The sequence below is a fragment of the Bacteroides pyogenes genome, from assembly GCF_014196225.1.
GTDB lineage: Bacteria > Bacteroidota > Bacteroidia > Bacteroidales > Bacteroidaceae > Bacteroides > Bacteroides pyogenes_A.
The window spans coordinates 52198-66197 of record NZ_JACIDI010000001.1 but is presented as its reverse complement, the minus strand read 5'-3'; the positions used below and the strand labels follow the sequence as shown (position 1 = coordinate 66197).

The window sequence follows — 14000 nt, the reverse complement described above, 5'->3', positions numbered from 1 at the left end:
ATATGCCGGTTATACTATGAAGAAAATGTATCAACACGCACTAATCGGTTGCATCTCGGTCTTCTTATCGGGTGCAGGCGGCAGAATTTGCGCCCAATCGAAACTCGACAGTTTACAACAGCTGCCGGAAGTTACCGTCGTAGCTCATCCCTACAAAGAAGTGATTCCCGCCCAACGGCTTACAGGCAAGGAACTCCATTCGTTGAACAGCTTTTCGGTGGCCGATGCCATCCGTTACTTTTCCGGCGTACAAATCAAAGATTATGGCGGTATCGGCGGACTGAAAACGGTGAATGTGCGCAGTATGGGAACCCACCATGTAGGTATCTTCTACGACGGCATTCAGCTGGGGAACGCGCAGAACGGACAGATTGACCTCGGTAAATTCTCTCTCGACAATATGGAGGAGATTTCGCTCTACAACGGACAGAAGAGTGAGATTCTCCAACCCGCCAAAGACTTTGCTTCGTCGGCATCGGTCTACCTGCGTTCTCGCACGCCAAAGTTCGAGAAAGACAAGCGTTATAATCTGCGGGCAGTCTTTAAAACCGGTTCGTTCGGGTTGGTGAACCCCTCGGTGCTTTACGAACACCGCTTCGACGATCGCCTCAGCGCTTCTGTAAACGGGGAACTCATCCATGCCACAGGTAAGTATAAGTTTCGTTACAAGCGTGTCTACCCCCGTACGAGCAAGGTGATGTACGATACCACTGCCGTACGCCAGAACGGCGATGTCTCCTCCCAACGGCTCGAAGCGGGGCTTTACGGTGTACTGCCGCAAGGACATTGGAAGTGGAAAAACTATTTCTACAACTCCGAACGAGGCATTCCCGGAGCCATTGTCAACAATCGGTGGAAGAATCCGCAGCGGCAATGGGACCGCAGTTTCTTCTCGCAAGGCTCACTTCGGAAAGCATTCGGTAAAAAGTACGAACTGCTTACCAATGCCAAATACGCTTACGACTATATGCGTTTCCAGAACCCCGATACTACGCTGATGCTCATCGACAACACGTTCCGCCAACAGGAGTTCTACCTCTCGGCGGCTCATAAATATGCTCTTGCGAAGAAGTGGGAGGTTTCGCTATCCACCGACGTGCAATACAACACACTTACTTCAGACATGGACGGTTTCGTTTTCCCTAAACGGCTCACTGCACAGGCTGCCGTGGCTTCAGCCGTCGAGATAGGATGGATGAAAATGCAGGGTAGTTTGCTGGGGACATTTGTACGCGAGCGGGTAAACTCGGGTAATCTTGCCATCGACGAGCAGGCACGTTCGGCCCCCGACAAGAAAGAACTAAGCCCTGCCTTGTTTATCTCCTATAAACCTTTCCGCCGGCATGAGTTCAACTTAAGGGCTTTTTACAAGCATATCTTCCGAATGCCTACGTTCAACGATCTTTACTACACAGACATCGGCAACGCAGACCTGAAACCCGAATTTACTCATCAGTACAACATCGGCGCACATTACGTGCTCCGGCGAGGGCACGGGTTTCTAAGGCACTGGCAAATACAAGCCGACGCTTACTACAATCACGTAACGAACAAAATCGTTGCCGTTCCTAAAGGAAGCGGACAGTACCGATGGATGATGATGAATCTCGGTGAAGTGGAAATACGGGGCATAGAAACCTCGTCATCGTTCACCTTCAATCTGCCGTACCGGATACTTGGCAACCTGAAAATGAACTATACCTACCAACGGGCGCAAGACTTTACCAAACGAAAAAGTTCCGTACTACAAGCTACGACTTACGGCGGCCAGATTGCCTACATCCCCCGGCATGACGGATCGGTCATCGCAAGCCTCAACTATCGCAGTTGGCAACTCAACTACAGCTTTATCTACGTGGGCGAACGCTATCACAGCTCGGCCAATATCCCCGAAGAGTACGAGCAACCGTGGTACACACACGACATGGGAATAAGCAAAACATTTGTTTGGAGGGCTACCCAATGGAGACTCAACCTCGAAGTCAATAATCTTTTAAGTCAAGACTACGAAGTGGTATTGAATTACCCCATGCCCAAACGCAATTATAAACTTTCACTTACTGTAACCTTATGAAAAAAAAACACCTTTGGATATACAGCTGCTTACTCCTCGCCCATGTGCTTGCGACAAGCTGCCGCGAAGATCAAGAAATGATTCTATCGGAGAACATTCCTACGGGATTTCCCGAAGTAGTGGACGGTTATTACGGATTCTACCTCCTCAACGAGGGAAACATGGGCAGCAACAAAGCCACGTTAGACTATTTCGATTTCTCGACAGGCGTCTACAAGCGGAACATCTATGCCGAACGCAACCCCACCGTGCCCAAAGAGATGGGCGATGTAGGCAACGACATAGCTATCTATCGCAACCGTCTCTATGCGGTCATCAATTGTTCCAACAAAGTGGAGGTTATAGATGTGACCACCACCCGGCGCATCGGACAAATCGAAATTCCCAACTGCCGTTTCATCAAGTTTCACGGCGACTATGCCTATGTCACCTCGTATGCCGGCCCGGTAAAGATAGATCCGAACTACACCCAGATAGGCTACGTGGCGAAAGTCGACCTCACTACGTTGAAAGAGGTGGATCGTTGTCTGGTCGGCTTCCAACCCGATGAACTGGAAATTGTAGAAGGCAAAATTTACGTAGCCAATTCCGGCGGTTACATGGGAGCCGACCAAACGACAGGATATGAACGGACGGTATCTGTGGTCGATCTTGCCACCTTCAAAGAAGAACGCCGCATTGACGTGGCCTACAATCTGGAACGCATCAAGGCCGACCCGCGGGGGAATCTATGGGTGAGTTCGCGAGGAGATTACAAACAACTGCCCGCCCGTTTGTTCTTCATCGACCGTGAACGGCAGGAGGTTACCGATACTATTCCTATTGCCGCCACCAATTATTGGATAGACGACGATTACCTCTATGCATATGGCACAGAATGGAGCCACATCACCCAAAGCTGGGACATAACTTACAGCATCGTTGATACCCGTACGCACGAAATTATCACCCGCCATATCATCACCGACGGAACCGATAAACAGATAGAGAAACCTTACGGTATCATGGTGAACCCGGTAAACAAAAACATCTACATCACCGATGCGGGCAACTATGTAAGCCCCGGCGTACTCTTTTGTTTCAGCGCAGCAGGCAAACAACGATGGGCGGTACGAGCAGGCAACATTCCCGGTCACTTCGTGCTGGTTCCGATGTACGACAATAAATAATTTCCTAATTATATATCAACCTCAAATTTTACACATGTATGAAAAAAAAGATCTTCTATGCAACGCTGCTCGCAGCAACCTTCCTCTTTATCGCATGTAAAGAAGAAGTATTGGCGCCCGAAATTACGGGAATGGATACAGGTACAGCAGAATACACTCTCTACATCGGGGAAAAAGTTACGCTGGCCCCCAACATCACGAATCTTCACGGCAGCAATCACTACCTTTGGCTCATCGACGATAAAGAAGTGGCTACCGGAAACCTCGACTACACGTTTACGGCAACCAAGCCGGGTACTTTCATCATCACCTTCCGCGCAGAAAATAAAGGCGGTATGAATGAAAAGCATTTTAAGGTATTCGTCGACGAGCCCATCCGTATCGCTTTCGCACAAGAAAAAGTGGAGGTGCCCCGCTGCGAAGTGATAGAGATTTCCCCCGTCATCACTGGTCCACAACGCGACGATTATCAGTATGAATGGGCTATCGGGGACTCTATACTCGGCAATAAGCCCACGCTTGAATTTATCTCCGCCAAACCCGGGACGTATACACTTACGCTGAAGGCGAAGGCCGATCGTCAAACCGAAACAAGCAGTTGCGTCGTGGAGGTTAAAGAGGCGGATTATAAAGTATTTCCTCCTAAATTGATGGCATACCGGCCCTCTGTATGGGAAGGAGCCTTTTGGGATTGGTGTATACCGGAAGCAGATGAATCATTTGCATATCCACCCGAAGAAATGATTCAAAAACTAAATGAATATCTCAGCAACCAGTCCGCTTTTCCCAAATTCGAGTTAGATGCGTGGGGCAGCTACATTGTTGTAGGCTTCGACCACAAAGTAGTCAATAAAAAAAATGCCTACGACATTCAAATAGATATCAATGGATATGCTGCAAAAGAAGTATTGTTCTTCGTCGCCCATGACAGCAATAAAAACGGAAAGCCCGATGAAGACGAATGGCGGGAGATAAGAACAAATAACTTTAATTACCCTCAAATACGAGACTACGAGATTACATTTACCTACGAGGGCTATGATGATTTCGAAGAAGAAACGATCTTCACATGGAAAGACAATCAAGGACAGTCAGGCAAGAAACAAACCTATTGCGGTTTCCCAGGATATCATTTAGTTGGCGGAGAAATGGTACAAGTAAACGGTTGGGGAAACTCATTTACACTGAAAGGCAGAAGAATTGATAAAACAAACGTCTCCGGTATGCCGTTCACAAAGAAACACTACCTCAACATCAATGATGCTGTTACTTCAGAAGGCGAACCGGCCAATCTCTTGGGAATCGACTTCCTAAAAATAGAAAATGCAGGCATGTTGTATTCCAAAGAAGAAACCCCGCCGATGGGTTCCCGCTCGGAGGTAAAGATACAATCTATTGTCGATTTACATTTATTGAATTAACGATTAAGCATCAACATATTGTCCGGCGAAGCTGGTGTTACTTATTATTTTATAATTTAAAACTTACACCATGAAACAAAAAACAATTTTCAGGTTTTTATTCGTTTGCTCTGCATTATTCGCAGCTTGTACAAACGACATGTATGAATTCCCGGAGTTAGAACAGCGTTCTGACTCCCCACAGACAAGAGCTGCACGCACAAGCATCTCTTTGGCCAACGATCTGAATGGAGTAACATTGAATCCCTCCAACGGCACAGCAACCACAGGAGGTTTCTATTGGAATCAAACCTATTCGAATACGAAATATCAAACCACAAACTTCACCTTCTCGCACACCGGCGGAACTGTATCGGGCTATAATTACTGGGACGGATTCACCATCTCCAATGTAGCCGACACCAACAACTACGGTGCGCCGGGAAGTTCCGACGGATGGATAGCCCATCAATGGGGTTGTATGGCTGTACCTACGGGAACAACCAATAGCCCCAATTACATGGTCGGCTATTGGGGATATTACATGCTCGACTATCAAAATCCCATTACACCAAACAGCCGATTCAGAGAAAACGGTTACGCGACTTGGGTAAAATTAGGAAATAATAGTCAAGCATACACCGTAAGCAAAGTAACCGTAGCCATCCATCCGTGGCCTTACTACGGCAATCTCTATGGCGACGGATTCGCCCGCCCGTTCGGCCCGGGTGATCACTTCGACCTTATTATATATGGTGTAAAAAGGAATGGTAGATTTGTTACAGCAAATGCCCAAACAGTAAAATCCATCACCCACGCCATGGCCGATTATCCGATCGGAGGAACTTTGAACATGCCGACCGGTTGGACAGATATCACCATCGACTTCGGCGAGCCTGTCAAATATTTGGTGTTCCAGATGTATAGCACTGACAATAGTGGAGAATTGGGTCCCAACACTGCTGTCTACTTCTGCCTGCGCGACATTGTGATGCAATGATCCCGCCATGGTGCTTCCGGCATAGCCGGTAATCGAAAAAATTAAGTAACATCATATTCGCCGGTTTCGCCGCGCGAAGAAAAAACAGAAAAGAAATGAAAACCATACATAAAATTCTATTTTCAACCGGCTGCATCGCCGCAATGCTTTTGTTCGCAACCGGTTGTACCGAAAAAGCCGACCTCCCCGAACCCGCTCCCATACTTTCAGGATTGGAGCCGGAGTACTTTCTGACCGTAAACGATAAACTGACGCTGAGCCCGAAAGTAGGAAACCGAATCGACTCCATCGTTTGGTGGATAGACGGGCAAAGAGTGGCCAACGCGCTGACCTATACGTTCGACCGTACCGCCCAAACAGGCACATACCGCATGCTTGTACGCGCCTACAACGAAGACAACATTACCCAGCAGGCATTCTCCATTACAATAGAGGATTTGAGCTTCCGGGGCTTTGTCAATACGGTGATTCCGCTGGAAATCTCGAAGAAGTTCGAGGGAAAAGATCCGGCAAAAATCGTTTGGGAAGTAATGGAACCTCAAACAACACACTATCGCATCGCATTGTCCGAAACGGGAACTCCTTTGTTCTGCGCCATCAAACCGGGGTTGTACAAGATAAAAGCCGCCATCGACGATTTGAGCGATGTTATTTCCATACGCGTTCTTTTCAGCGAGGGCATGCAGACTCCCTACATCTCCAAAGTATTCCATTACCTGCCCGCTCCGGGACAATTCGTCAACAAACTTCCGAAGTATGAAGACGGAGATACGCAAGAGGTCATGAATCTGAAAGCCGAAGCGCTCATCGCAGGAGAGAAGAATGAGCTGGTCACGCTCGGCGGATGGGGCGGATACATCGTGTTCGGATTCGACCACACGATTGTCAACGTAGCCGGCAAACGCGACTTCCGCATTCTCGGCAACGCTTTCGGAGCCAATGCCAACCCGCGTCCGGACCCGCCGTTCGGAGGCAGTTGCGAACCGGGCATCATCATGGTGGCCTACGACAAGAACAAGAACGGGAAGCCCGATGAAGACGAATGGTATGAAATCAGAGGCAGCGGCAATATGACTGCTGAAGGCGAACCCTGGTACCAAATCGCCAAAGACAAAGGCCAAGATGTTGCCACTTACCGGAATTACGAAATGACCTATTTCCGTCCCACTTCCGAAACGCCGCAGGAAGCCGGCGAAATTGATAACCCGGGGAGTTTCACCACGATTAAGGAATACATTCGCTGGAAAGACAATCAGGGTAAAGAGGGTTATAAGATAAAGAACGTATATCACGATCAAAGCTATTATCCGGGCTGGATTAAAGACGATCAAATCACCTATAAGGGCATCCGGCTCGCCGATAACGGGATCAGTGAAAAAGAAGACGGAAGTTATTACGTGCTCTATGCCTACCGATACGGCTATGCGGACAACTTCCCCAATCTGGATGCCCGCTCAGCTATCGACATCGACTGGGCTGTGGATAAAGATGGCAACAAAGTCCATCTGCCCGGCATCGACTTCGTGAAAGTCTACAACGGCGTAGACAAGGAGAACGGATGGCTGGGCGAAGCCTCCACCGAAGTGGCCGGCGGGCAAGACCTCCACATGCTGGGAGAGGATGTAGATACTATCGAAGGAGTATAATACCGGACTTCTCCGGCCAACCACGCGTAAAGGACGTGCTTTGCAATGACGGCGCTTCCTTTACGCGTGGAGCTTTTTCATACCTATCCCTCCACCCGACTAAGCGGTCGTATCGTTTTCTTTCTCCGTGATTTCCGCCTGTTTCCAACCGGCACCGATAAGGAGAACTTGCCCAAACGGGATTTTTTTATTTCCCCATCTCTCTTTTTCTTTCCCATATTTGAAGTATCTTTGCACGACTCAAAAAGAGAATCTGCATGGAAAATAAGAATATGAAACATACGAGACAGGAACAGATGGAGGCTTTCGGACGCTTTCTCGACATTCTCGACGAACTGCGGGTGAAATGCCCGTGGGACAGGAAGCAGACCAACGAAAGCCTGCGCCCGAACACTATTGAGGAAACATACGAGCTGTGCGACGCTTTGATGCGGCAAGACAAGCAGGACATTTGCAAAGAGCTGGGCGATGTGCTGCTGCACGTAGCCTTCTATGCCAGAATCGGGTCGGAAACGGGAGACTTCGACATCAAGGATGTATGCGATAAGCTGTGCGACAAGCTCATCTTCCGCCATCCGCATGTATTCGGCGACGAGAAAGCGGAAACGGCAGGACAAGTGGTGGAGAACTGGGAGCAACTGAAGCTCAAAGAGAAGGGCGGAAACAAAAGCGTGCTGAGCGGAGTACCCGCATCGCTCCCCTCGCTCATCAAATCGTACCGGATACAGGACAAGGCAAGGAACGTCGGGTTCGATTGGGAAGAGCGTGAGCAGGTATGGGAAAAGGTAAAAGAAGAGATTGCGGAGTTTCAGGCGGAAGTCGCCCACATGGACAAGGAGAAGGCGGAAGCCGAGTTCGGAGACGTGATGTTCAGCCTTGTCAACGCGGCACGGCTATACAAAATCAACCCCGACAATGCGTTGGAGCGCACCAACCAGAAGTTCATCCGGCGGTTCAACTACCTCGAAGAGCATACTCTGAAGCAAGGCAAAAGCCTGAAAGATATGACGCTGGCAGAAATGGATGCGATCTGGGAGGAAGCCAAAAAGCAGGAAAGCAAAGAGGTGCACTGAAAAAAACAGAGCCTCTGTCTGAAAGGGAAAGAGGCTTTGTTTCATTCGAACAGAATCTTTGTTTCAAACGCCAAGAACCTCTAAACAAATCGGACAGAACGCAGCTTTCAAACGGGAAGAGGCTTTGAGCAAATCAAACACAAGCTCCGTTTCAAACGCCAAGAACCTCTAAACAAATCGGACAGAACGCAGCTTTCAAACGGGAAGAGGCTTTGAGCAAATCGAACAGAACCTCCGTTTCAAACGTCAAGAACCTTTAAACAAATCGAACAGAACGTCCGTTTCAAACGGGAAGAGGCTTTGAGCAAATCGAACAGAACCTCCGTTTCAAACGTCAAGAACCTCTAAACAAATCGGACAGAAGCTCTGTTCGAATGAAACAAAGCCTCTGCCCGGGCAGTATATAGTTATATTTTACCTTTACGACAAAGTAAGACTAACGGACAAGGCAGTGGCAAGAGGGCAGCATACAGTTACTTTTTCCCCCTTCGCTCTTTGCCTCCGCGATGCCTCATCCCTCTAAGTATTTCGCGATGGAAACGCATTTCGGCATGTTGCACCAGATAGATCTTCTTGCACGAAAGTATCTTTTTGAACTTATCCAGATACGATTTGTCGAGACGAGTGGCGGCAATGCGGTTGTCGCAGACCCGTTCGATGATTTCTTCGTACTCGGCTTCGGATGATTTCCCGTCTTTCCCCTTGCGAATCAGTTCCCACGACTCGTCGTTCAGCTTCTTCTTGAGCTCCTGAAGCTCATAGTAAACGGGGAAGAACTTAGCCGACTCCGCTTCCGTCAGCCCGGCCTGCTCGATAATGAAGGCCTTTTGTTTCTCTCTGAATTCTTCACGCGACAGATGTTGTGTACAGCCGTCTGTAGCCGCCAGGAACGGCATGAACGCAAACAGGCAAACCACCAAAGCAACAGTTTTTCTCATATTCTTATTCCTTTATTTATGTAACAAATCATTCGGTTCCCGCATCGGTCAGATAGACGTACAGCGAATAGTCATCGAGCATGGCGCCGTTCACAGCCGTGTTGACCACCTGCTCCGAAATCATTTCAGTGTCCTGTTCCGCTACCGCCGCATCTCCCGTCGGGGATTTATGCACCGGCGAAGCCACACGGATGATCAGTGCAGCTCCGGCAAACATCGCTGCCAGGTAGAGCAAAGGCTTTATCTTTGTCCACCGGGTCACGGTTTCCGCTCCGGCAAAATGTTGCTTCTCAATGGGCGGAAGCTTGTCCATCACTTCCGAAGTAAGGTTTTCAAAGTATCCCTCGGGCACTTTGAACACGTTTTCTTTGCCGATCTTCTTTAACAAGGCATCTTCTTCTTTCATACATTTGCTCCTCTCTGTTCCTTAGATATGATATGTTTCAAAAGGTTTAATCCGCATCTCTCAAAAACTTCTCTATTTTCTTCACCGCATGGTGGTAAGAGGCTTTCAACGCCCCTACCGACGTGCCGAATATCTCGGACATATCTTCGTATTTCATCTCCCGATAGTATCGCAGGTTGAATACCATGCGCTGTTTTTCGGGCAGTTGGGCCAGCGCCTTTTGCAGCAGCGTCTGCACCCGGTCGCCGGAGTAATACGGATCGCTCTCGAGCCTGTTCACCATGCCCGCCTCCGGATCGTCTATCGCCACCGTGCCCGCCGTGCGTTGCCTGTTCAGAAAAGTGAGGCATTCGTTGAGCGCGATGCGATAGAGCCAGGTAGAGAGTCTGGCCTCCGCACGGAAATAACCGATATTCGTCCACGCTTTGACAAACGTATTCTGCAACAAGTCGTTGGCATCCTCGTGCGACAGCACCATCCGGCGTATCTGCCAGTACAGCTGTTCGCCATATTCCGACACGATCATCTCGAAGCCTTTCCGTTGCGTACTCTCTTCCCGGATGAGCTCTAATATCTCTGCTTCGTTATAAGGGGTCATCATCTCAGTTCTTATATAGATTCATTATCGTTTCAAAAATCCCGGTTCCCGCCCGCGCCCACATTCACACACAAATTCTCTTTCGCGAGCATGGTTTGCGGAAACACCGCCCTCGCCTCGTCGAGCAGCACCGATTCGTCTTCGTAACGGGCGGAGAAATGTCCGATGACCAATCGCTTTACCTGTGCATCGGCAGCCATGCGCGCCGCTTGCGCTGCGGTGGAATGAAACGTCTCCCGGGCGCGCGCCTGCTCGTCCTGCGCGAACGTAGCCTCATGAAACAGCAGGTCCGCACCTTTTATCTGCTCCGCAATCTGCGGGTGGAAAGCCGTATCGGAACAATAAGCGTACTTCCGTGCCGGTTCGGCGGGACGCGTCAGACGGGCGTTCGGAATCAGCTCGCCGTCGGGAGTGACGAAATCGGCACCGTTCTTTATCCGGTTCAGCTCATACACGGGAACTTTGTAGAAGTCCGTCATCTCCCTGATGATATGGTTGGCAACCTGCTTCTCTTCAAACAGAAACCCGCAACAGGGGATGCGATGCTTCAAAGGAATGGTGGACACGGTAAGCGAACGGTCTTCATAAACCACCTCCGGGCGCTTCGTTTCGAACTCGTGGAAAAGCACTTTGTAGGGCAACGTTTTATGGAAAAACTCCATCCACGGCGCGAACAGCTCCTCCAAACCGTGGGGAGAATGGATATGCAAATCGGCAGTGCGCCCCAGTAGACCGAACGTTGAGATCAATCCCGGCAGGCCGAAACAGTGGTCGCCATGCAAATGGGAGATGAACACCCTGTTCAGCCGCGAAAACTTCAGCCGCGAACGGCGCAGTTGCAGTTGCGTTCCTTCTCCGCAATCGACCATAAAGAGCTTATCGCGCAAGTTGACGACTTGGGAGGAAGGGAAGTGCCGGGTGGTAGGCAAAGCCGAACCGCACCCCAATATATGTAGCTCAAATTTCTCCATTACGTGCAAAGATAGAGTATTTCAAATTCAATACGGCAAGGAAACGGGGAAAAAGTTACGTGCAATCGCTTCCGTTTTCATCGGCCATCAGCGGGAAATTCCCGTAGAACCGATACTCCGTTGCGGGACAATCAATCCATCTTCACGCGGGAGCAGCATCTTTCACCCCAACGCGGCAATCCCCGTTGCGGGACAATCAATCCATCTTCACCCGCCGCTGACGGATAAACCGCCTCTCTCTGCATGCAATATCACAACACATGAATGTGCTTGCCGGAGGCGGTGACAATCACTCCGCCCGCATCCATTACCACCGTTTCGTGCTTTCCATCCGGAGTGACGATGACAGAGCCCGTCTGCACCACATGCTTTCCGTCTGTCGTCACCCGCACTCTAACCTCGCCGCTCTTCCCGGAAGATTTCTTTTCTTCCTCTTTCTCATCGGCTTCCCCGGCTTTTTTGCGGTTAGTACAACCATTGTCATAGCGGTCCAGATAGCTTTTCATCTCAACCGCTTTTTCATCGACAAACCACACCTTGACAACTTTGGACGTTCCGTATTCCGCTTCCCGAAACTCCAGCATTTCGCCTTTGTCGTTAAAGCTCCGGTAACTCGGTTCGCCAAGAATCGCTATCACCTCTTCCGCCGACATCCCGCGCCGGATGCTCTCCATCTGCTTATAAGCGATCCGGTTTGTAAAGCAACTGCTGAGCAGAAGCACCGGCAGCAGGAATAAAACATGTTGAATCGTTTTCATTCTTCCCATCGTTTTATGTTTTTCAATTGCCTCAAATGTAAAATGAAAAAAATCCCTATCCGAGCGGTTATTCCTATTTGCGGATAGGGATTCCCCTATCTGCTGCGTAAACACAAAAAAGGCATCCCGACGAGCGGAATGCCTTTCTTATTTATCCGGAAACAGTTCCGATTATTTATTTCCTTCCAACTGTTCTTTCAGTGCAGCCAGAGCGTCGATGTCTCCCAGCGTAGTCGAAGCAGCCTGATTCTGAATCATCGGAGTGTCTTCTTTCTTGGAAGATTTCTTCGATGCTTTCTTTTCTGCTCTTTCTTCCGCCTTCGCTACATCTTCGAAAATACGGCTGTGAGAAAGGATGATTCTCTTAGCGTCTTTGTTGAACTCAATCACCTTGAATTCGAGTTTCTCATCCAACTGAGCCTGTGAGCCGTCTTCTTTCACCAGATGTTTCGGAGTGGCAAAGCCTTCCACGCCATAAGGCAAAGATACTACAGCGCCCTTATCCAGCATTTCGATGATTGTACCTTCGTGTACCGAACCTACGGTAAATACGGTTTCGAATACATCCCAGGGGTTTTCTTCGAGTTGTTTGTGGCCTAAGCTCAAGCGACGGTTGTCTTTGTCGATCTCCAATACCTGAACTTCGATATCGGCACCGATCTGAGTGAACTCTGACGGATGTTTCACCTTCTTCGTCCAAGACAAGTCGGAGATGTGGATCAAGCCGTCAACGCCTTCTTCGATTTCAACGAACACACCGAAGTTCGTGAAGTTGCGCACCTTTGCAGTATGCTGAGAACCTACGGGATACTTCGTTTCGATAGTTTCCCACGGGTCTTGTTTCAGCTGTTTGATGCCCAAAGACATCTTGCGTTCGTCGCGGTCGAGAGTAAGAACGACTGCTTCCACCTCGTCTCCTACCTTCATAAAGTCCTGAGCTGAGCGCAAATGCTGGCTCCAAGACATTTCAGAAACGTGGATCAAACCTTCCACACCCGGAGCTATTTCGATGAACGCACCGTAATCTGCCATCACAACCACTTTGCCTTTCACCTTGTCGCCTACTTTCAGCTCAGTATCCAAAGCGTCCCACGGATGCGGAGTAAGCTGTTTCAGACCCAAAGCGATACGCTTCTTCTCGTCATCGAAGTCGAGAATAACGACGTTGAGCTTCTGATCCAGTTCGACTACTTCCTTCGGATCGCTTACACGGCCCCAAGAAAGGTCTGTAATGTGAATCAGGCCGTCTACGCCGCCCAAGTCGATGAATACTCCGTAAGAGGTGATATTCTTAACAGTTCCTTCAAGAACTTGTCCTTTTTCGAGTTTGCTGATAATTTCCTTCTTCTGTTGTTCCAGTTCGGCTTCGATAAGAGCCTTGTGAGAAACAACCACGTTTTTGAATTCCTGGTTGATTTTAACCACCTTGAATTCCATTGTTTTGCCAACGAATACATCATAGTCGCGAATCGGTTTCACGTCGATCTGAGAACCCGGCAAGAATGCTTCGATACCGAATACGTCTACGATCATACCGCCCTTCGTGCGGCACTTGATGTAACCCTTGATAATTTCTTCGTTTTCCAAAGCCGCGTTCACACGATCCCAAGAGCGGGTAGCGCGGGCTTTTCTGTGCGACAGCACCAACTGTCCTTTTTTGTCTTCCTGATTTTCAATGTATACCTCTACAGTATCACCTACCTTCAGGTCGGGATTGTAACGGAACTCATTCAACGGGATGATACCGTCCGACTTGTAACCGATGTTCACAACTACTTCACGCTTGTTCATTGAGATTACGGTTCCATCGACAACCTCACGGTCGTTTACCTTGTTAAGCGTACTGTCATAAGCTTTTTCAAGCTCTTCCTGACTGGCATTGGCTACCGCTTCGCCATTTTCATAAGCATCCCAGTTGAAATCTTCGATAGGAGCTACGTTCTTTAAGTTTTCCATTAATAAATTAA

Annotated in this window: 12 protein-coding genes; 6 read left to right on the top strand and 6 right to left on the bottom strand. The window is 49.0% G+C overall.

The features are described 5' to 3' along the window. Nucleotides 1-16: 16 nt before the first annotated feature. From GGR07_RS00225 to mazG, 6 genes are all read left to right on the top strand, one after another. Nucleotides 17-2074 carry a TonB-dependent receptor gene (locus GGR07_RS00225; RefSeq protein WP_122056697.1) on the top strand — a complete coding sequence of 686 codons (2058 nt, stop codon included), beginning with the start codon at nt 17-19 and terminating at the stop codon, nt 2072-2074. Then, the gene (locus GGR07_RS00220) at nt 2071-3243 is read left to right on the top strand and encodes a YncE family protein (RefSeq protein WP_034542657.1); all 1173 of its coding nucleotides are present in this window, start codon (nt 2071-2073) and stop codon (nt 3241-3243) included. The genes GGR07_RS00225 and GGR07_RS00220 overlap by 4 nt, the downstream gene beginning before the upstream one ends. A 38-nt stretch (nt 3244-3281) precedes the next feature. Next, nucleotides 3282-4664, top strand: coding sequence for a PKD-like domain-containing protein (locus GGR07_RS00215; protein ID WP_122056529.1), 1383 nt, complete (start codon nt 3282-3284; stop codon nt 4662-4664). 70 nt (nt 4665-4734) lie between these two features. Beyond that, a complete protein-coding gene (locus GGR07_RS00210; protein ID WP_081724008.1) occupies nt 4735-5643 on the top strand; it encodes a DUF4465 domain-containing protein in 909 nt (302 codons plus the stop codon). Between the two features lie 95 nt (nt 5644-5738). Next, the gene (locus tag GGR07_RS13805; protein ID WP_034542666.1) at nt 5739-7289 is read left to right on the top strand and encodes a hypothetical protein; all 1551 of its coding nucleotides are present in this window, start codon (nt 5739-5741) and stop codon (nt 7287-7289) included. Between the two features lie 272 nt (nt 7290-7561). Beyond that, a complete protein-coding gene (gene mazG / locus GGR07_RS00200; protein ID WP_122056696.1) occupies nt 7562-8362 on the top strand; it encodes a nucleoside triphosphate pyrophosphohydrolase in 801 nt (266 codons plus the stop codon). 473 nt (nt 8363-8835) lie between these two features. Here the strand turns inward: mazG and GGR07_RS00195 are convergent, their stop codons facing one another. The 6 genes from GGR07_RS00195 to rpsA form a co-directional block, all read right to left on the bottom strand. Next, complete coding sequence (locus GGR07_RS00195; RefSeq protein ID WP_034543509.1) at nt 8836-9300, bottom strand: hypothetical protein; 465 nt, start codon at nt 9298-9300, stop codon at nt 8836-8838. A 28-nt stretch (nt 9301-9328) separates the two neighbouring features. Next, nucleotides 9329-9706: a hypothetical protein gene (locus GGR07_RS00190; protein WP_034543511.1), complete on the bottom strand. Its 378-nt coding sequence runs from the start codon at nt 9704-9706 to the stop codon at nt 9329-9331. Nucleotides 9707-9752: 46 nt separating this feature from the next. Continuing rightward, nucleotides 9753-10304 (bottom strand): RNA polymerase sigma factor, encoded by a 552-nt coding sequence (locus GGR07_RS00185; RefSeq protein WP_034543532.1) that lies wholly within the window; start codon nt 10302-10304, stop codon nt 9753-9755. 32 nt (nt 10305-10336) lie between these two features. After that, the gene (locus GGR07_RS00180; protein ID WP_034543512.1) at nt 10337-11275 is read right to left on the bottom strand and encodes a ribonuclease Z; all 939 of its coding nucleotides are present in this window, start codon (nt 11273-11275) and stop codon (nt 10337-10339) included. Between the two features lie 251 nt (nt 11276-11526). Continuing rightward, nucleotides 11527-12042, bottom strand: a complete 516-nt coding sequence (locus tag GGR07_RS00175; protein WP_256680573.1) for an outer membrane protein assembly factor BamE — start codon at nt 12040-12042, stop codon at nt 11527-11529. A 162-nt stretch (nt 12043-12204) separates the two neighbouring features. Further along, on the bottom strand, nt 12205-13989 hold the full coding sequence (rpsA, locus tag GGR07_RS00170; RefSeq protein ID WP_034543513.1) for a 30S ribosomal protein S1: 1785 nt from the start codon (nt 13987-13989) through the stop codon (nt 12205-12207). Nucleotides 13990-14000 lie beyond the last annotated feature (11 nt).